This is a genomic window from Ochrobactrum sp. A-1 (assembly GCF_022488005.1).
Taxonomy (GTDB): domain Bacteria; phylum Pseudomonadota; class Alphaproteobacteria; order Rhizobiales; family Rhizobiaceae; genus Brucella.
Window position 1 is genome coordinate 89,131 of the sequence record NZ_JAKVQC010000001.1, and the last position, 18,189, is coordinate 107,319.

Consider the following 18,189-nt stretch of genomic DNA (forward strand, 5'->3'; position numbering starts at 1 on the left):
CATGGGGGACGCCGCAGACATTTTCGAGACCCGGCGGCCGTTTCTGACTGGTTTGGCTTACCGTATTCTCGGCTCATTCGCGGAAGCTGAAGATGCTGTTCAGGACACATGGCTGAAGTGGCGAAGCGCTGAGCACGGGGCTGTTTCCGATCCCGCGGCTTGGCTGACGACCGCCTGTACGCGCCGTTGCATCGATATGCTGCGCTCGGCGCGCCGCACGCGGATTGAATATGTAGGCGCGTGGCTGCCGGAGCCAATCCAGACGATGACCGAGGAAACGCCGGAAAGCGTAGTGGAACTGTCCGCATCACTCTCTCTCGCCTTCCTGCTCATGCTGGAGCGTCTCGCCCCAAAGGAACGGGCGGCTTTTCTCCTGCGCGAGATCTTCGACCAGTCCTACGAGGATGTCGCCGCTACGCTAGGCGTCCGGGAGGCGGCCTGCCGCAAGCTGGTTTCACGCGCGCGCAGTCGTGTCGGGCGTGCAGAACCGGGTGCGACCGTGCCAAAGGAGCGACAGGACGAACTGCTCGCAGCTTTTCAGACAGCGGTCACGACTGGAATGACCACAGAACTCGCGGCGCTGATGGCAGAGGACATCGAGCTTCGGGCCGATGGCGGCGGCAAGGCCCCAACCTTGCTCATGCCCCTGTTCGGCAAGACGGACGTGCTCAATTTCCTGGGCGAAGCCCTTCATGGCTACTGGCAGGGTTACAGATGGCAGCCCGCCGACATCAACAGTAACCGTGGAGCGCTTGTCTTCGACGGTGCGAACATCGCCGCATCTGTCAGCCTCGCCTGCGACGCGCGAGGTTCACTGAAAGGCGTCTACATCATGCGCAATCCCGACAAACTCGCGCGTCTCGGCGACGCAGAAAAGACTCTTCAATGACGAGGACGGACACGATTTCAACCGCGCCAGGCTGGGGCGATCTGCTTTCCGGCGGCAACCTGATCCGCTCCCTCGCGTTGAGCGGCGGGGTCGCCCTTCATGCGGTCAACCTCTACATTTCGACAACGATCCTGCCGTCCATCGTCCGCGAGATCGGCGGATTGGACTACTACGCCTGGAACACGACGCTGTTTGTCATCGCGTCGATCCTAGGCGCAGCGCTATCCTCTCCGCTCCTTGTCCGCGGAGGGCCGAGGGGCAGCTATCTCGTGGCCACGGTCATCTTTATTGGCGGTACGCTGGTATGCGCTACTGCCAGCACGATGGAAATCATGCTGGTCGGGCGGTTCATCCAGGGCTTCGGTGGCGGCGTATTGCTGGCGCTGGCCTATGCCATGGTCCGCCGGGTTTTCGCGGAACCGCTGTGGCCCCGCGCATTGGCGCTTCTGTCCAGCATGTGGGGCATTGCAACCCTTCTCGGTCCAGCGGTCGGTGGAATCTTCGCCGAGATCGGCCTGTGGCGCGGCGCATTCTTCTTCCTGGTTCCGCTTGCGGGGATCGTTGCTCTCGCGGCAGTCCTCGTCCTACCGGCACGCGAGGAGGGATCGGGTGAGATGGAGCCGCTGCCTGTCGTGCAGCTTGCTCTGCTGACGCTCGCCGTCTTTGCCGCGTCCTGGGGCGGCGTCGGCGCCGGGATATCGTCAACGGCTGGCGCAATGACGGTGGCTCTGGTTCTGGTCGCACTTATGGTCGTGGCCGAGCGTCGGGCGAAGCACAGACTGCTCCCGGCCGGCACGCTCACACTACCCACAGCGCTCGGCAGCCTCTACGCTGCGTCCGCGCTTCTGGCTGTCACGGTCACCTGCACCGAGATCTTCCTGCCGCTCTTCCTGCAGGAGTTGCATGGCAGCTCGCCTCTTCAAGCCGGCTACATCGCCGCCGTTATGTCAGCGGGTTGGACTGCGGCGGCAATCTATGGGTCCGGGCTTCAGGGTAATCGCCGCATCAGGGCGGTGCACGCAGGGCCGGTTCTATCTCTTGTCTCCATGGGTGTGCTCGGTGTCGTCATACCCTGGCCGAGTGTGGACAGCGATTGGCTTCCGCTCACCCTCATCTGTGCAGCTCTGGTGATCGGCGGAGTAGGCGTCGGCCTTTCCTATCCGCATCTGTCGACTGCTGTGCTGCAGGTGGCGCCAGAGGGCGAGGAAGATAATGCGGCCTCTTCCATCATGACGGTGCAGCTTTGCGCCACGGCATTCGGAGCGGCCTTCGCGGGACTGGTGGTCAATCTTGCGGGGGCGAGCGGCGATGGTGAGGGCATGGACACGGCCAATGCGGCCAGGTGGCTCTGCATCGCCATGGCGGTGGCTCCGGCGCTCTGCCTTGTCGTCATGAATAGTGCGTCGTTCAGGCAGGCAACTGACAGGTGTCGGTAAGACCTGCTGGAGAACGCGCCTGTGCGCACGTGAGTTGCGAAAACGTTCCAACAACTCATTTGAAGCGCGTTCAAGCAACCAGGGAGACATATCTATGCAGTTGGAAGAAGTGGCTTTCCTGAAGCCAGATACAGACCTGCTCAATCGCCTGCTGCCGGTCGCACGAGGCGTATTTACCGACACTTTCTCGCAGCGCTACGAGCCAGCCGCGTTCGAGCGTTTTTGTGAGGAAGTGTATCGTCCCGGCGGAACCATGTCGCGGGACTTCAACGCGCCTGGCGTGCGCTGGCTGGTGGGGGTGGCCGCAGGTCAGCCGATCGGCTATGCGAAACTGACCCCGCTCCGCGCGCCTGCCGTTAATCCGGATCCGACAGCGTTGGAGCTGCAGCAACTTTACGTCGTGCGGCAGTGGCATGGTACCGGCGTTGCTGATCGCCTCACGAGTTGGGCTCTCGAAACCGCAGCTACCGAGAATGCACGCGAAGTTTACCTGACGGTCTTTGATCACAACGAGCGTGCCAAGCGATTCTACGCTCGTTACGGCTTTGAAGAGGTAGGACGATGCACGTTTCAGCTCGGCGATCGTGTGGACGACGATCGAATTTGGCGTGTGCGCTTGCCCCGATAGCCTATCGGGTTGCTGTGTCCTTAAAGTCTCTTTGAACGACCGCTAAGTGGGAGCGATAGCCGTGCCCCCCTGCTCAGCATGGAGAGTTAGTCAGATGGCATTTACTCAACCAATCAAGGATGTTGCCGCGTTGACCGACTTCGGGCGGCAGCAGCTTTCCGAACATTTCTTTATGCGCGAGATGTTGTATTCGGAGGTCGGTAATTTTTACGGAATTCCGAATGTTCCCGACGATCCTGAGCTTGCCTTGCAGGTGGGGCGTGCGGTCGCAACGCTGCTGCTGGAGCCGCTAAAACGCGCGTTCGGCCATGTGTCGGTGCGCAGCGGTTACCGCTCTCCAACCATGAATGCCTTCTGTAACGAACGTTTTCGAGCGGGAGACACCGCCTGCTGGTGTACAGACAATGATCTGAATGCTGCACGCCACATTTGGGACCGGCACGACAGCGATGGGCATCTTGGCGGAACCGTAACCGTTTTCATCCCGGCCTATCTCGAATTTTACAGGAAAACCGAAGACTACCGACCTCTCGCGTGGTGGATTCGCGATCACATAGACGACTATGCCGAGCTGTTCTTCTTTAAGAACCTCTGCGCGTTCAACATCCGTTGGTATGAAGGGGCTTCGGACAAGGCGATCTGGCATCTCGATCCGCCAACGCGCACTATACTGACCAAACGGGGTATCGACGGGTTTGATGGAGACCACAGTCGGTTCTACCGCTCAATCCTCGACACGCGTGAATAGGAACACTTTCGTATCATTGCGTATCGTTGTCAGGGGAGCGGATCAGCGTGCGCTGTATGCGCTACCTGTTTTCCCGACTGGTGCAGAAGTTCGATTATTACGAATCGCGTAATAATGAAGTGCCAACTTTGGGCGTTCTGTCTGAATATCGTCCGTAGCACCCTGCGACTGCGGATCGGGAATGGACCCGGACGACACTCGCAGGAGCGCAGAATGAAGCTTTATCACCATCCGCTGTCGGGCCATTCTCACCGGGCACGGCTCTTCCTTTCGCTGCTCGGCCTGTCTCATGACCTGGTCGAAGTCGATCTCAAGTCGGGCGCACACAAGAAGACGGACTTCCTCGAAATGAACCCGTTCGGCCAAGTCCCCGTCCTTGATGACGATGGTGTCTTCATTTCCGATTCCAACGCGATCCTGGTCTATCTTGCCAGGAAGGCCGCCCGCACCGATTGGCTGCCGGAAGATGCGAAGGGTGCCGCCGCCGTCCAGCGCTGGCTGTCGGTTGCCGCCGGCGAAATCGCCTATGGCCCGGCCGCCGCGCGACTGATCACGGTCTTCGGCGCCAAGTTCAATCCGGAAGAAGTCATCAATCGCGCGCACACGGTACTGGGCAGAATGGAAAGCCAGCTCACCGGTCGCGACTGGCTGGTTGGCGACCGCCCGACGATCGCAGACGTCGCCATCTACAGCTATGTGGCACGCGCTCCCGAAGGAAACGTCGATCTTTCGGACTACCCGGCCGTCGGCGCCTTCCTCCGCCGTGTGGAAGCGCTGCCGGGTTTTGTGGATTTCGTCCGCATGCCGGTCGGCCTCGCAGCAGCCTGAACGCGATCGGAGCGCGCCTGCCCGCGCGCTCTGCCACTCCTGGAGGGCGGGACATGCGCGACAAGACACTGCCGACATGGCACGAAGGCGAAAGGCTCCTTCAGGAGAAGGTGGGCGTCGTCGAACGCATGGCCGACGTTGGGCAGCGCGTCGTCCGCGACTACATGCCCGACCAGCATCGCGACTTCTACGCCCATCTCCCCTTGATCGTGCTCGGCAGCGTCGATTCCGGGGATGACGCATGGGCGACCTTCGTCGAGGGCCGTCCCGGCTTCATGTCCTCTCCTTCGCCGGCCGTGCTCGACATTGCGGCGCCGACGGACGCAACCGACCCTGCCAGCGGGGGCATCGCGGACGGCAAGCCGGTCGGTCTGCTCGGCATCGAAATGCATACCCGTCGGCGCAATCGCATGAACGGGTTCGTTTCCGCGATGGAGGACGGCTTTCGCGTCAATGTCGACCAGAGCTTCGGAAACTGTCCACGCTATATCCAACTGCGTGATTTCGCATTCACTCGCGAACCCGGGCAGGCATTCTCGGGCACCATAGAGAACCTTCCCGAATTCGACGGCCCGGCCCGTGCCATGATCAGAAGCGCCGACACCTTCTTCGTCGCATCCTATGTCGACCGCGAAGACAGGCGGCAGGTGGATGTCTCCCATCGTGGCGGAAATGCCGGTTTCGTCCGTGTCGGGGATGACGGGACGCTGACGATCCCGGACTTCGACGGCAACCTGTTCTTCGCGACGCTCGGCAACATCCTGCTGAACGGCAAGGCGGGGCTGCTTTTCGTGGACTTCACGACAGGCGATATGCTGCAAACGACCGGTGACGCCGAGGTCATTCTGGACTCCCCCGAGATCGCTGCCTTTCAGGGGGCCGAACGACTCTGGGCGTTCAAGCCCCGGCGGATCGTCCGCCGCGCCAATGCCCTGGCTCTGCGTTGGGGCTTCCAAAAGGACGGTTGGTCCCCAAGTACCCTGATGACGGGCAACTGGGCGCAGGCTGCCGACCGGCTGCGCGCGGCTGAACTTGCCAGACAGTGGCGCCCGCTGACTGTTACCAGGATCGTCAAGGAAAGCGAAACGATCCGCTCGTTCCACCTGCAGCCAGGCGATGACGCGGGACTTCTGCCGCATGCCGCCGGGCAACACCTGCCGATTCGCGTGACGCCGCCAGGCCGCGAAAAGCCCGTGATCCGCACCTACTCGCTTTCCGTCGCGCCCTCGGACGGCATCTACCGCATAAGTGTCAAGCGGAACGGACTGGTATCGCAGTTTCTGCATGACAGCGTTGCCGTCGGCGACATAATCGAGGCGCGAGCACCCGCCGGCGGCTTCACCATCGACGCCGGGGCGACACGCCCGGCCGTGCTCGTTGCCGGCGGCGTCGGGATTACGCCACTGCTCGCGATGCTCCGTCACATTGTCTACGAAGGGCTTCGCACGCAGCGCGTTCGTCCCGTCACGCTGTTCCATGCCGCGCGTTCAAAGGCCGAGCGTCCCTTCGAAAAGGAAATAGCCGAACTTGCCGACGCGACGAAAGGCGTGATGCGCGTTGTTCGGGTCCTGAGCGACACCGACGGCGCCGAAATGGGCATCGACTACGATACCGTCGGCAGGATCGACATGGCGCTGCTGACCCGCCACTTGCCGTTCAACGACTACGACTTCTATCTCTGCGGCCCGCCGCAGTTCACCCAGGCGCTTTACGACGGGCTTCGGGGCTACAATATCGCTGACGACCGCATTCATGCCGAGACGTTCGGCCCCTCGTCCCTGAAGAGAGACTCTGACTCGGCCGCGCCTGTGCCGGTTCCGGCCCGCCCACCGCCATCAACCCGACCCGTGCCTGTCGTGTTCACGAACTCGCTGAAGGAGGCGCGCTGGATGCCCGATTCCGGCTCGCTGCTGGAACTGGCGGAAGCGCGCGGCCTCGAACCCGAGTTCAGTTGCCGCGCGGGAACCTGCGGCACATGCCGCACCAAGCTGATCAAGGGCAAGGTAACCTATGTGAAGGAGCCGACCGCGGCGATCGACGAAGGCGAGATCCTGCTCTGCTGCGCCGTCCCTGCAGACCAGAACCGGGGCGGTATCCAGCTTGCTGTCTGAGGGCGGGACTGCTCCACATTCCCGACCTCGATCTTCAGCTTCAGACCGCCTTGACTGTGAACATATGAGAACGTCGTTTCGACAACCAGAGGAGCCAAAAGATGTCTCGTCCCCCCCTTCCCCCTTTCACGGAGCAAAGCGCCGTCGAAAAGGTCCGCCTTGCGGAAGATGGCTGGAATACCCGCGATCCCGCGAAAGTCGCTCTCGCCTATACCTTGGACACGCGGTGGCGCAACCGCGTTGAATTCGTTACAAACCGTGCCGAAGCCGAAGCCTTCCTGACCCGCAAGTGGAATAAGGAACTGGAGTACCGCCTGATCAAGGAGCTCTGGGCCTTCACAGGAAACCGGATCGCAGTGCGCTACGCCTATGAGTATTGCGATGACAGCGGTCAATGGTTCCGCGCCTATGGCAACGAGAACTGGGAATTCGCCGAGGACGGCCTGATGCGAACCCGCCATGCCAGCATCAACGAACGTCCGATCACTGAAGCCGAGCGCAGGTTTCGCTGGCCGCTTGGCCGCCGGCCAGACGGTCACCCTGACCTGAGCGACTTCGGCTTTTAAGGCAATTTCAGCAAAAGTGCGAAGCGGTTTAGTGTCCGAGAATCGCATTAATATAAGAGTTAGCGTGTTTCGCGATCCAAAGAAAAGCGGAAATGCTCTGGATCACGGTCCACGTTTGGGAGAAATCGACCATGACCGGGTTCAAGCTGGACGAGCGCATCCGACTGTCAGTGGAACTCGCGCTCACTGCGACGAGCAACAACTCTCTCTTGCTTCGGAAACAGGAAGCATCCGCACGCGCCATCGGCATGAAGGGAGCAGAGATAGACGTCGCGCGAAGGGGGTTCAGCTTCGATCTCAAGACATCGATGGCGATAGCCCTGGCGCTGGCGGTCTGTGAAGAAAACCGTCAGCGTGCTCTTCGCACAGGACTGTGCGCGCGAAGCTGCGCGGAAATCGAGACGATGGCCGCGGCATTCCGGCAGTCGAGCTCCTGATCCACAGTCGGTTTCTCATGAAGACTTGCTTCCTTGCCTACGACATCCCTACAATCGTCTCCAGCGACGGGAGGTAAGCAGTTGGATCGTTGGCAAGCAATGCGGATATTCGTGAAGGTCGCCGAAACCGAGAGTTTTGCAGAAACTGCCCGCCACTTGAATATGAGTGCGCCTGCAGTGACACGCGCCGTCGCTTCGCTCGAGGATCTCATCGGAGCGCGTCTGTTCGTACGAACGACGCGCTCGGTAAAGATGACCGAGGCAGGGTCACGCTATTTCGAGGATTGCCGCCGGATTCTTGCGGACATCGCTGAAGCAGAGGCCGCAGCGGGAGGCTCCGATGCCACGCCGACGGGAACGCTTTCCCTGACCGCTTCAGTGTTGTTTGGCCAAATGCATGTGCTTCCGATCGTGATGCAATATCTCGACGCTTATCCCGCAATGAAGGCCAAGACCCTTTTCGTTGATCGCCCCGTCAACATCGTCGATGAAGGGATCGATGTAGCCGTCCGTATCGGTCGTCTCCCGGACTCGGGTCTTTCGTCCATAAAGGTCGGCACTGTCCGGCGTGTTATCTGCGGATCGCCGGACTATTTCGAGCGTTATGGCATTCCGAATACACCAGCGGACCTCAAGGATCACCGCATCGCCGTCTCGACAGGCGCCTGGGCCTCGCCTGAATGGCGGTTCGCCAACGAACAGCGCGTGACAATCGACGCCACCCTCCAATGCAATACCAACGAAGCGGCGATCACGTTCGCGCGACAAGGCCGGGGGCTGACGAGAGTTCTCCACTACCAGATCGGACCGGCACTTATGGCAGGAGATCTGCAGATCATACTCAGCGAGTATGAAGAGCCGCCGATGCCCATCCATATCCTGCATCCAGAGGGCAGGTCCGCCTCCGCCAAGGTTCGCGCGTTCGTGGGTATCGCTAAAGCAGTCCTTCGTGAGAACCGTTTCCTCAACTGAATCCTCTTGCGAAGACTTCAGTCCGTGACCTCTCAGGCTTGAGCCGACCTAGCGGGTGCGACGGCACGACAATCTGCATCTGTGACGTCAGGTTTGTTTCCGAAACCAGTCCAGCAGCGTCGTGAGCCGTTCTTTTGCCGGATGGCTCGTGAGGAAAACCGCCCAGTAGGTTGGCCCCGGCAAGGCGATGTCCGACAGCCGCAGGAGCGCGCCTGTCTTCAATTGATCTCCGACGAGATGTTCCGAGGCGAGCACGGCTCCCTGGCCCGCCAGAGCGGCGTCCAAAGCGTGGACTTCTTCGGAAAATGTCTGGCTGGGTTTTGGTAAAGCGCCGTCTGCCCGTGCATGGGCCTGCCACCGCTCCCAGTTCGGCGCATTAGCCGCTCCCGATCTCCAGCGATAGTGCAGTAACGGGAGGGCGAGGACTTGATCCGGCGAAAGCAGCTCTGTGCCCGACAGCAGCCCGGAAGCGCAAACGGGTATGAGGCGGTCTGGAAATAGCCGATGCCATTCGGCATCCGTGCCGGGACGCTCGGCATAGCGTATCGCCATGTCGATGCCCGACGCATGCAAGTCCGCAACGCGGTCATCCGCCTCGATGGCGACGCTCAATCCTGTCTGCTCGCGCAGTCGCGGGAGACGAGGCATCAACCACCTGCTGGCAAAAGCCATGGTGACGGAAAGGCGCAGCGGGCCATCCTGACGGTCTGACAACTGCTCAATGGAGGTTGCGATGCGATCGAGGGAATCCCTGAGCACCGGAAACAGTTGTTCGCCCGCAGGTGTAAGGCGCACCGGGCGCGGATAGCGCCGAAATAGCTCGACGCCGAGAATCTCCTCCAGTTGTCGCACCTGATGGCTGATAGCCGTCGGTGTCAGATGCAGCTCCTCGGCCGCAGCTGAGAAATGCAGATGCCGGGCCGCTGCCTCGAAGGCTCGCAGGCCGTGGAGCGGTGGAAGCTTTCGCAACTATAGACCTCCCGAGGCTGATCATTGTCCATGATGAATCTGATTCATCCAACCCCTGAGATATACGCTTTGGCCAGCGTTTTCCACGCCTGATAATTCCAACGGCAGACCCAACCATCAATGAAAGGAAAAATCGATGAGCTGGCTTTATCTTGGAGCTGCCGTAATCTTTGAAATCGCCGTCGCGATCAGTGCCGGGAAGGCGAAAGGTTTCACGCATATCGGGTGGACCGCCGTAACTCTCGTCAGCGGCGCAATCGCCACCTTCTTCCTCAGTCTCGCGCTGCTCACCTTCGATGTTGGCGTTGGTTACGCCATCTGGACCTCGGTCGCGGGCGTCGGCATTGTCATCCTTGGCGCGCTGTTCTTCGGCCAGCAACTGAACGTGAAGAAGCTGCTTGGGATCGCCCTCGTCATCGGCGGGGTCGTCGGCCTGCGCCTTAGCGGCACGGCATAACGCTCAATTTTCCTCCATCAATCACTCCCAATCTGAAAGGAAACCGAAATGACAAATGCAATCGAACAACCGCAAAGCAGCGGACGCGCCTGGGCCATGTTGATGCTCGCGAGTGCCTTCGAGATTGGCTATGCGATCAGCGTCGGAGGCAGCCAGGCCTTCACGGTGCTGGGCTGGTCAATCGCCGCACTGCTTCTCTTCCTGCTGACGCTCTATTTCCTCAGCGCTGCGCTGCGGACCATCGACGTCGGAATCGGCTACGCTGTATGGGCAGGCATCGGATCTGTCGGCGCGGCCGCGGCAGGCACCGTCCTTCTCGACCAGCCCCTGACGCTGATGCAGGCATTCTGGCTCGCGGTGATCATCGCCGGCGTCGTCTGGTTGAAGCTCTCCGACAGTCCGAAGCTCCAGGGGGCATCCTGATGGTCGCCGGCGCTTCATCCCGCCTGACGCAGCTCATGGAGGAGGCCGTCGCCTTCTCCATCGAGCATGTCCACGAAGGCGGCATTCCATTCACCGCCTTCGTCGTCGACCGCCACGGCCATATCCTCGGGCGCGGGGTCAACCGTGTGCGGGCCCATCACGATCCCACCGCTCATGCCGAGGTCGAGGCGATACGTGATGCCTGCCGCACGCACGGCACGACCCATCTGAGCGGAGCGACCTTGCTCGCATCGGGAGAGCCCTGCGCGATGTGCTACATCAGCGCGCGCAGTGCAGGCATTTCGCAAGTCTTCTTTGCTGTCGACCGTGACGAGGCCGCTGCGCATGGCTTCGATTATCGCGGCAGCTATCGTCTTTTCGCCGATGACCCTCAAACATGGCAATCGCCTAACGTGAGCAAGCTTGCTGTATCGACGGGATTGAAGCCTTTTCTGGCGTTTCATCCCGAACGGCGGGCTCTATAGGATCGCGCCTTTGCGAACTCAGCCTTCGGACGAAACCTCTGATCCTGACAGCAAGAGACGTTCCCATCGCCTGGTATTGGCAGCTATTCCTCACAACGCTTTGCCTTGTCTTGCGGCCGGGCGTAGTCGGCGAGTCGCTTTTCGTCTTAAGACAGACGACAAGGCCGCAGCGGCGGCGGCCTTGTCCCGATCAGTCATCCCTTTTTCAAACGCTGCATGCCTGCGGCTAGCGTCCAAAGCGCGCGATTAAGGCCGACATTCTGATCAATGCCATTTATGGATCGCGCTTGCGTGCGGCGAATGCGACCATCCGACGCCAGCCGCCGCCCCAGCAAACCGCCTCGGACAAGATTCTCCCGAATGACGTTGAAAGCCGTCCAGGGGTCTTGATGGTTATCCTCGCGGCGGCGCGGGACAATGATCCGATCGGGCCTGATGGGGCTTTCTCCGCTCACTATGCTGGCGCGAGCTTGAGCGCCACGATGCCGACAACGATCAGCGCAACGCCGCCGAGCCGCATCAGGTTGATCGTCTCGCCGAACAGCGCGATGCCGAGCAGCACCGTTCCGGCTGCGCCGATGCCGGTCCATATCGCATAGGCGGTGCCGACCGGCAGAACCTCCAGCACCCGGCCGAGCAGATAGACGAAGGCGGCGAGTAACGCGAGAGACAGGATCGTCCAGCCGGGGCGTGTGTAGCCTTCGGCATATTTCATCGAGATCGCCCAGGCCACGTCGAGAAAGCCGGCGATGATCAGCAGCAGCCATGCAAGACCCTGGCTCATCATTGCATCGCCAGCGGTTCTGCCATCACGACGCCACCTTCATGCCTTCGGCGTGCATCGCCTCCCGTACGGCGGGACGTTCCCCGACCCGAGCCTGGAAATTGCGCAGATGCGGGAAGGCGGCAAGATCGACCTTGGCGAAATCCGACCATCCGACAATCGTGAACAAGTAGGCGTCGGCGGCGGTGAAGGTTTCGCCGAGCAGGAAGGGGCCGGCTGCCGCCAGATGACGCTCAACATGGGCCAGCCGCTGGGCAATCTTGGCACGCGCGACCTTCTGCGCCTGCACGCCATATTCCGGGTGGAACAGCCACGGGCTGAACATCTTGTGGAGTTCGGTGGCGATGAAATTAAGCCAGGATTGCAGCGCCACGCGCTCCGACGTGCCAGCGGCGGGGGCGAGCCCGGAGCCGGGCCTGAGGTCGGCGAGATATTGGACGATTGCGACGCCCTCCGTCAGCACCGAACCGTCGTCGAGGACCAGCGCCGGCACGTAGCCGCTCGGGTTCACGGCCGTATAGTCGTCACCATTTCCAGTGACATGCGGCGATTTCCTGATGTCCACACGCTCCAGATCGAGCGGGACACTGGCTTCGCACGCCACGATATGCGGCGAGAGCGAGCAGGTGCCGGTGGCGTAGTAGAGTTTCATGGTCCAATCTCCTGAAGCTTGTAGCCTGATGTCGAAGCCAATCTAGCGCCAGCGGAAGCGCAAGGCTCATTGGCATTTCGCCAGCGGCGCTTGCGTGACTGCAAGCGAAGAAGATGCTATTCCTGTCAGCATGGACGATTGGAACGAAGTCAGGCTCGTGCTGGCGGTTCAGCGCGCCGGCAGCCTGACGGCGGCGGCGCTAGCGCTCAGCATCGACCACTCCACCGCCTTCCGCCGCCTGAAAGCGCTGGAGGAACGGCTCGGCGTGCGGCTGTTCGAGCGGCTTCCGGCCGGCGCTTATCAGACGACCGAGGCAGGCGCGCGCATGGCTGCCGGCGCCGAGCGCATGGAGGACGAGGCGCTGGCGCTCGACCGAGACATCTCGGGCCGTGATCGTCGTCTGTGCGGACGCCTGAAGGTCACGTCATCCGAGACGCTGGCCTACAGCCGATTGACAACGCATCTCGCTGCGTTCCGGCACGCCCATCCCGGCATCGTCGTGGAACTTGCGATCGACAATCGCGTGCTCAGCCTTTCGCGCCGCGAGGCCGACATCGCGTTGCGGCCGATCCGTCCGAAGGAAGGCGATCTCTGGGGGCGCAAGCTGTCGCGCATCGCCTGGGCGCTCTATGCCAACGCGACCTATCTCGACGCCAACGGTGGCCCGCTCTCAACCGCCAGCGACGTGGATCGCCATGCACTTATCGGCTGGGAGGAACCTGCCTCGGGCATCGCCGCGGCCGACTGGCTTTCGCAGGCAGCCCCCTCGGAGGCGTTCGTTTATCGCACGAACAGCCTTGTCAACCAGCTCGTCGCAGCGAAGGCCGGCATCGGACTGGCGCTGCTGCCCTGTTATCTCGGCGACAGCGAGGCCGGTGTGACAAGAGCCGTGCCGGAGCCGGTCGCCGAATTGAGCGGCGAACTCTGGATCGTCACCCATGCCGATCTCAAGGGGACGGCGCGCGTGCGGGCCTTCTTCGATCTCGTCGGCGAAGGGTTGGCGCGCGAGCGGGAATTGTTTGAGGGTGCGGCCAACTCGTATGCAATGGGCCGCGCTATCGCTACCTGATGTCCTGGAAACGGCAGAATTCCGATCGGTCCCGACGTATATGATCGTACTGCCGATGTCTGGTGCCCTGTCTTCAGGCAGAGCGTGGAGCGGTTGGCATCGCTAGCCGCATGAGCGCTGAAACAAAGACGAACGCCCCCGCCGGAGCGGAGGCCGTGCGCATACATTGGATCAGGATGTGTGAGAGCCTTAAAATGGAGGTCCTTAAGCACCCTGATCACCATATTCCTGGCTGGTCAGCAGATCGGCAAGTTTCTGCGCTGCGGGCCCAAGTGCCTCGTCCCGACGGTGGGCGACATAAGCGCTGGATGTAATCTCCCCATTGCGGCCCATGGCGCTAACATTGAGGCGCACGAGCGTTCCCTGTTCCAAATCCCTCTCAACGAGCCAATGGGGGAGCCGCCCCCAGCCTGCTCCCCCCAGGATGAGATGGTGCTTGGTATCCTGCGTGTTGACGCGACAGGTCTGTGAAGAAACCACTCCGAAATCCCGGCCCGCCGATATGTCGGACGGGTCGGTCAGAACGATCTGGAGATGATCGGCAACATCCATCAGCTCCAGTGGTTGGTCCGCATGGCGGTGGGCCAGCGGATGGTTTGAAGCGACGACCGCGACCTGGCTGATGGCTATCAGCGGCTCGAACTTGATGCGGGGGTCGCGGAAATCTTCACCGACCATCACAGCAAGCGCACAACGGCTCTTCCTGAGCGCATCAAGCGGACCGCCCATAGCCTCCGACCAGACGCGGACGGCAACGGCAGGGTAATCGTGTCGCATCCGTGAGATCGCGCGTGCGACCTCCTGCATGGGAAAGAGTGTATCGACGGAAATCGCGAGTTCCGTTTCGACACCATGCGCAAAACCGCGCGCCTGGGCGCGCAATACGTCCACGCGCAGAATGATGTCGCGTGCGTTGCCGAGCAATACCTGCCCCTGCAGTGTCAAGGCCGGCTTGTAGCCGGAACGGTCGAATAGTTCCACGCCAAGTGCGGCCTCAAGGTTGGCGATGGTGGCGCTGACGCCCGACTGGACGCGTGAAAGCTTCTGGGCTGCGGAGCGGAAGCTGCCGCTGTCGGCAATCGTTACGAAAGTCCGGATCTGATCGAGCGTAAGGGCATCCAGCATGATCTATTCTCATGATCGTCTATATCATTTTTATATCACTTATTTCGCTCATCCATTTGATGCAACCTTCCGCTCAATGAAATCAACGCGAGGGTCAACGAGATGACGAAGGTGCTGGTGCTTTACTATTCCTCTTATGGTCACGTCGAGACGATGGCTTCGGCCGTGGCGGATGGCGCGCGTGAGGCGGGTGCGGCGGTGGCGATCAGGCGGGTGCCTGAGCTTGTTCCCGAAGCGGTTGCTGCAAAGTCCGGATACAAGGTCGACCAGTCCGCGCCCGTCGCAACGGTGGCCGAACTCGCGGATTACGACGCTATCATCATTGGAACGCCGACCCGCTTCGGCAATATGGCGTCCCAGATGAAGAACTTTCTCGACCAGACCGGCGGGCTGTGGTTCGAGGACAAGCTTGTCGGAAAAGTGGGCAGCGTCTTCACCTCAACCGGCAGCCAGCATGGCGGGCAGGAAACAACGATTCTGTCCACCCAGACCGTTCTGTTCCACCTCGGCATGATCATTGTCGGCTTGCCCTACAGCTTCAAGGGCCAGATGCGGATGGACGAAATCACCGGCTGCTCGCCCTATGGCGCATCGACGCTCGCCGATGATGGACAGGGAGGGCACCGCGAGGTCAGTGAAAACGAGCTGGAGGGCGCACGGTTCCAGGGACGGCATGTGGCCGAGATCACTGCAGCCCTCGTGGCCGGCCGGGCGGCAAGGGGCTCGTGATGGACACGCCATCAACAACGAAAGCAGTGTCCACGCACTGGACCGCCGTGTTCGTCATCGTTGGCAGCGGGATTGCAGCCGCCTTGCAGGTTGGCAAGGTGGCGATTGCGGCACCCCTGTTGCAGAGCGATTTTGGAATCGGGATGACAGCGATCGGCTGGCTGACTGGAATATTTGCGCTGATCGGCCTTGTCGGCGGCATTCCGACCGGGGCGTTTGTCGCACGTTTCGGTGCGCGGCGCATCCTCATCATCGGGCTTTTGGTCACGACAGCCGGCGCGGCCCTTGGCGCGGCGATACCGGGACTGCCCAGCCTGTTTTGTGGCCGCATTATCGAAGGGGCGGGTTTCCTACTGGTGACGGTCGCTGCGCCCTCATTGCTCCAGGAGGTTACGCGACCAGCTGATCGTGATCTGGCCTTCGCCCTCTGGAGCTGCTTCATGCCGGTCGGCATGGCGGTGGCGATGCTGGTGGGGCCGTTCTTCGAGGACTGGCAGAGGATGTGGTGGGCAAGCGGGGCGCTGGCGCTGGCCATCTGCATCGCTGTTCCACTTGTCATTTCCGCTGGCGGGCAAGGCCAGTTCATGTCCTGGAACGGCTTGCGCCGCGACAGCATGACCGTGGCACGCGACCGTAGCGCTGTGGGGCTGGCGATCACCATTGCGCTCTACAGCATGATGTTCTTCGCGGTCTTCAGCTTCCTGCCGGTGCTGCTGATGGAGCGGTTACAGGTGACGCACCAGACGGCCGGACTGCTCAGTGCACTGGCCTCGGCCGTGAACGTCATCGGCAATCTGACGGCAGGCCTGCTCCTCTCCAGGGGCTTTAGCCGCCCGGCGCTCCTGATCGCGGCATGCCTCGTCATGGGACTGGCCAGCTTCGGGATCTTTCTCCCTGTGCTGCCGGACGGTGCGGCCTTCGGCCTGTGCCTGTTGTTCTCGACTGTTGGCGGTGTGATCCCGGCGATCCTGCTGTCCTCCGCGCCACTCGTGGCGCCAGCGGCAGGGTTGGTTCCGGTCGTTCTGGGTCTGATCATTCAAGGCAGCAATCTCGGTCAGATTCTTGGCCCGACAGCCATCGGCGGCGCACTGGATCGGTTCGGCTGGTATTCAGCCGCCTACATCGTGGCGGGCACGGCGGTGATTGCCGTGCTCGTGGTGGCCTCGACGCTCAGGCGGGTCGGGGCACAGCGGGTAAGCTTCGGGATGGGAGAGCACTGATGAGCATCGAATTCAACCACACGATCCTGGCGACGCAAGACGCACACGGCTCTGCCCTGTTTCTGGCTGAAATGCTTGGGCTCCAGCCGCCGCGCAGATGGGGGCCATTCTGGATGGTCACCACCGACAATGGCGTCAACCTCGACTATATGGATGTGGGCCATGCCGTCGTTCCGCAGCATTACGCGTTCCTCGTCGATGACACGAGTTTCGACGCTTTGCATGACCGGCTCGACAAGCGGAGCTTGCCTTACTGGGCCGATCCCCAACGGCGGAAGCCGGGGATGAACAACCACGATGGCGGCCACGGGCTCTATTTCAACGATCTCAACGGGCATCTGCTCGAAGTGATAACCCGTCCCTACGGTAGCGGCGGCTGGAACCCATGACCGATGATCGCGGAAAGCCTCTCTCGCAGAGGCCGAAAGTTCGGCAGATCCTGGAAACCGCCATCTACGTGCAGGACGTCGCGCGCGCTGCGCAGTTTTATGACCGCGTTTTCGGCTTTCCCGATCTGGTGTGCAACGAACGCGTCGTCGCCTATGACGCCGGGAACGCAACTGTTCTGCTGCTGTTCAAGCGCGGCGCAACGCTCGTTGACCTGGTACTGCCGGGTGGGACCATTCCCTATCACGACGGCACCGGACCGTCCCATTTTTGCTTTGCCATCGACCCGGATGCATTGCCCGGCTGGGAAAACCATCTGGAGGCGCAGGGCATCGTGATCGAAGCGCGGATGCACTGGGAACTGGGCGGAACCAGTATCTACTTTCGTGATCCCGACGATCACCTGATCGAACTGGGGACGCCGGGTATCTGGCGAACCTTCTAGAACAAGAACCAAAGAGATAAGGACAGTGCCATGAAGGCCCGTTTCGACTTTCCCGCTATTGCGCCTGACGCCTATGAGGCGGTGGCCGATCTCGACACCTATGTGCGCAAAGCGTCCGGGATTGAGCCTCGGCTTCTGCACCTGCTCAAGTTGCGGGCCTCACAGATGAACGGCTGCGCCTATTGCGTTGATATGCACGTCAGGGAGGCGCGTCGCGATGGGTTGAGCGAGCAGTGGATCAACCTGATAGGCGTCTGGCGGGACTCGCCCGTCTTCGATGCTCGTGAGCGGGCGGTGCTTGGCTGGACCGAGGCGCTGACAAACGTTGCACAGACACACGCGCCGGACACCGACTTTCAGCCGCTCCAGGCCTTTTTCACGGAGGCGGAGATCACCCGCATCAGCGTTGCAATCGGGACGATCAATGTCTGGAATCGCCTCTGTGTCGGCTTCAGGTCGCAGCATCCGGTGGATGCAAGCTGAGCGAACGCGGCTGCTGTGTGACGCTCTGCGCGAGCTGTCCGGCCAGTCAAACCAAAATGAAAAAGAAAATGACATGACCAATAGCCCGCACATCACACGCTTGATCGGCGAAGCCGAGCGCACCTTGCAGGCCTTGTTGCAGCGTCAGCTTGAGAAGGCAGGTATGAGCTTTCCGGAGTGGGTTGCGCTGACAGTCCTGTCTGGCAATTAGGTGGTTTGTGCTGACAGCTAATGAAGCACCTTCCGATACGCGCCGTCCTGAACCATAGGCACGGCTAGCGCCGCCTGATGCTTGGGACAAGTTGTCGCATCAAGGAGACGCGTTACTTCCTCACGGCACAAATCA

23 protein-coding genes are annotated in these 18,189 nt (G+C 61.3%); 19 read left to right on the forward strand and 4 right to left on the reverse strand.

Annotated features, from left to right (window positions below):
* Window position 1 precedes the first annotated feature (1 nt).
* The 9 genes from sigJ to MKS82_RS00510 all read left to right on the forward strand — a co-directional run bounded on the left by sigJ (window position 2) and on the right by MKS82_RS00510 (window position 8,615).
* Window positions 2-889 (forward strand): RNA polymerase sigma factor SigJ, encoded by an 888-nt coding sequence (sigJ, locus tag MKS82_RS00470; RefSeq protein ID WP_109989430.1) that lies wholly within the window; start codon window positions 2-4, stop codon window positions 887-889.
* Window positions 886-2,325 (forward strand): MFS transporter, encoded by a 1,440-nt coding sequence (locus MKS82_RS00475; RefSeq protein ID WP_109989431.1) that lies wholly within the window; start codon window positions 886-888, stop codon window positions 2,323-2,325. Before sigJ ends, MKS82_RS00475 begins: the two co-directional genes overlap by 4 nt.
* A gap of 94 nt (window positions 2,326-2,419) precedes the next feature.
* The gene (locus MKS82_RS00480) at window positions 2,420-2,953 is read left to right on the forward strand and encodes a GNAT family N-acetyltransferase (RefSeq protein ID WP_109989432.1); all 534 of its coding nucleotides are present in this window, start codon (window positions 2,420-2,422) and stop codon (window positions 2,951-2,953) included.
* A 94-nt stretch (window positions 2,954-3,047) separates the two neighbouring features.
* Window positions 3,048-3,701: a hypothetical protein gene (locus MKS82_RS00485; RefSeq protein WP_109989433.1), complete on the forward strand. Its 654-nt coding sequence runs from the start codon at window positions 3,048-3,050 to the stop codon at window positions 3,699-3,701.
* Window positions 3,702-3,914: 213 nt separating this feature from the next.
* Entirely contained in the window at window positions 3,915-4,529 is a 615-nt protein-coding gene (locus tag MKS82_RS00490) for a glutathione S-transferase family protein (RefSeq protein WP_139976365.1), read from the forward strand.
* A 53-nt stretch (window positions 4,530-4,582) separates the two neighbouring features.
* Window positions 4,583-6,640, forward strand: a complete 2,058-nt coding sequence (locus MKS82_RS00495; RefSeq protein ID WP_109989435.1) for a 2Fe-2S iron-sulfur cluster-binding protein — start codon at window positions 4,583-4,585, stop codon at window positions 6,638-6,640.
* A gap of 101 nt (window positions 6,641-6,741) precedes the next feature.
* Window positions 6,742-7,206: a nuclear transport factor 2 family protein gene (locus MKS82_RS00500; RefSeq protein ID WP_109989436.1), complete on the forward strand. Its 465-nt coding sequence runs from the start codon at window positions 6,742-6,744 to the stop codon at window positions 7,204-7,206.
* 92 nt (window positions 7,207-7,298) lie between these two features.
* A complete protein-coding gene (locus tag MKS82_RS00505; protein WP_240578240.1) occupies window positions 7,299-7,643 on the forward strand; it encodes a hypothetical protein in 345 nt (114 codons plus the stop codon).
* Between the two features lie 81 nt (window positions 7,644-7,724).
* On the forward strand, window positions 7,725-8,615 hold the full coding sequence (locus MKS82_RS00510; protein ID WP_109989437.1) for a LysR family transcriptional regulator: 891 nt from the start codon (window positions 7,725-7,727) through the stop codon (window positions 8,613-8,615).
* A gap of 87 nt (window positions 8,616-8,702) precedes the next feature.
* Here the strand turns inward: MKS82_RS00510 and MKS82_RS00515 are convergent, their stop codons facing one another.
* Window positions 8,703-9,584, reverse strand: a complete 882-nt coding sequence (locus tag MKS82_RS00515) for a LysR substrate-binding domain-containing protein (RefSeq protein WP_109989438.1) — start codon at window positions 9,582-9,584, stop codon at window positions 8,703-8,705.
* A 136-nt stretch (window positions 9,585-9,720) separates the two neighbouring features.
* Here MKS82_RS00515 and MKS82_RS00520 point away from each other — a divergent pair, with 136 nt between their 5' ends.
* Genes MKS82_RS00520 through MKS82_RS00530 form a run of 3 tightly spaced genes read left to right on the forward strand, consistent with a single transcriptional unit; the run spans window position 9,721 to window position 10,949 of the window.
* A complete protein-coding gene (locus MKS82_RS00520; RefSeq protein ID WP_109989439.1) occupies window positions 9,721-10,041 on the forward strand; it encodes a DMT family transporter in 321 nt (106 codons plus the stop codon).
* A gap of 48 nt (window positions 10,042-10,089) precedes the next feature.
* Window positions 10,090-10,464 (forward strand): DMT family transporter, encoded by a 375-nt coding sequence (locus tag MKS82_RS00525; protein WP_109989440.1) that lies wholly within the window; start codon window positions 10,090-10,092, stop codon window positions 10,462-10,464.
* Window positions 10,464-10,949, forward strand: coding sequence for a nucleoside deaminase (locus tag MKS82_RS00530; protein WP_109989441.1), 486 nt, complete (start codon window positions 10,464-10,466; stop codon window positions 10,947-10,949). Before MKS82_RS00525 ends, MKS82_RS00530 begins: the two co-directional genes overlap by 1 nt.
* 454 nt (window positions 10,950-11,403) lie before the next feature.
* Here MKS82_RS00530 and MKS82_RS00535 read toward each other — a convergent pair whose 3' ends face one another.
* Window positions 11,404-11,733: a DMT family transporter gene (locus MKS82_RS00535; RefSeq protein ID WP_207590848.1), complete on the reverse strand. Its 330-nt coding sequence runs from the start codon at window positions 11,731-11,733 to the stop codon at window positions 11,404-11,406.
* A gap of 25 nt (window positions 11,734-11,758) precedes the next feature.
* Window positions 11,759-12,385 carry a glutathione transferase GstA gene (gstA, locus tag MKS82_RS00540; RefSeq protein WP_109989443.1) on the reverse strand — a complete coding sequence of 209 codons (627 nt, stop codon included), beginning with the start codon at window positions 12,383-12,385 and terminating at the stop codon, window positions 11,759-11,761.
* Between the two features lie 94 nt (window positions 12,386-12,479).
* Here gstA and MKS82_RS00545 point away from each other — a divergent pair, with 94 nt between their 5' ends.
* Window positions 12,480-13,454, forward strand: coding sequence for a LysR family transcriptional regulator (locus MKS82_RS00545; RefSeq protein ID WP_240578241.1), 975 nt, complete (start codon window positions 12,480-12,482; stop codon window positions 13,452-13,454).
* A 204-nt stretch (window positions 13,455-13,658) separates the two neighbouring features.
* Here MKS82_RS00545 and MKS82_RS00550 read toward each other — a convergent pair whose 3' ends face one another.
* Window positions 13,659-14,579 (reverse strand): LysR family transcriptional regulator, encoded by a 921-nt coding sequence (locus MKS82_RS00550; protein WP_109989444.1) that lies wholly within the window; start codon window positions 14,577-14,579, stop codon window positions 13,659-13,661.
* Between the two features lie 102 nt (window positions 14,580-14,681).
* On the opposite strand from MKS82_RS00550, the gene wrbA reads away from it, so the two are divergent.
* The 6 genes from wrbA (at window position 14,682) to MKS82_RS00580 (ending at window position 18,054) form a co-directional block, all read left to right on the forward strand.
* On the forward strand, window positions 14,682-15,308 hold the full coding sequence (gene wrbA, locus MKS82_RS00555; RefSeq protein WP_109989445.1) for an NAD(P)H:quinone oxidoreductase: 627 nt from the start codon (window positions 14,682-14,684) through the stop codon (window positions 15,306-15,308).
* Window positions 15,308-16,528 (forward strand): MFS transporter, encoded by a 1,221-nt coding sequence (locus MKS82_RS00560; protein ID WP_109989446.1) that lies wholly within the window; start codon window positions 15,308-15,310, stop codon window positions 16,526-16,528. Before wrbA ends, MKS82_RS00560 begins: the two co-directional genes overlap by 1 nt.
* The gene (locus MKS82_RS00565; RefSeq protein WP_109989447.1) at window positions 16,528-16,917 is read left to right on the forward strand and encodes a VOC family protein; all 390 of its coding nucleotides are present in this window, start codon (window positions 16,528-16,530) and stop codon (window positions 16,915-16,917) included. The genes MKS82_RS00560 and MKS82_RS00565 overlap by 1 nt, the downstream gene beginning before the upstream one ends.
* A complete protein-coding gene (locus MKS82_RS00570; protein ID WP_109989448.1) occupies window positions 16,914-17,360 on the forward strand; it encodes a VOC family protein in 447 nt (148 codons plus the stop codon). Before MKS82_RS00565 ends, MKS82_RS00570 begins: the two co-directional genes overlap by 4 nt.
* 30 nt (window positions 17,361-17,390) lie before the next feature.
* Window positions 17,391-17,843 carry a carboxymuconolactone decarboxylase family protein gene (locus MKS82_RS00575; protein WP_109989449.1) on the forward strand — a complete coding sequence of 151 codons (453 nt, stop codon included), beginning with the start codon at window positions 17,391-17,393 and terminating at the stop codon, window positions 17,841-17,843.
* A gap of 73 nt (window positions 17,844-17,916) precedes the next feature.
* Window positions 17,917-18,054 carry a hypothetical protein gene (locus MKS82_RS00580; protein WP_180350246.1) on the forward strand — a complete coding sequence of 46 codons (138 nt, stop codon included), beginning with the start codon at window positions 17,917-17,919 and terminating at the stop codon, window positions 18,052-18,054.
* Window positions 18,055-18,189 lie beyond the last annotated feature (135 nt).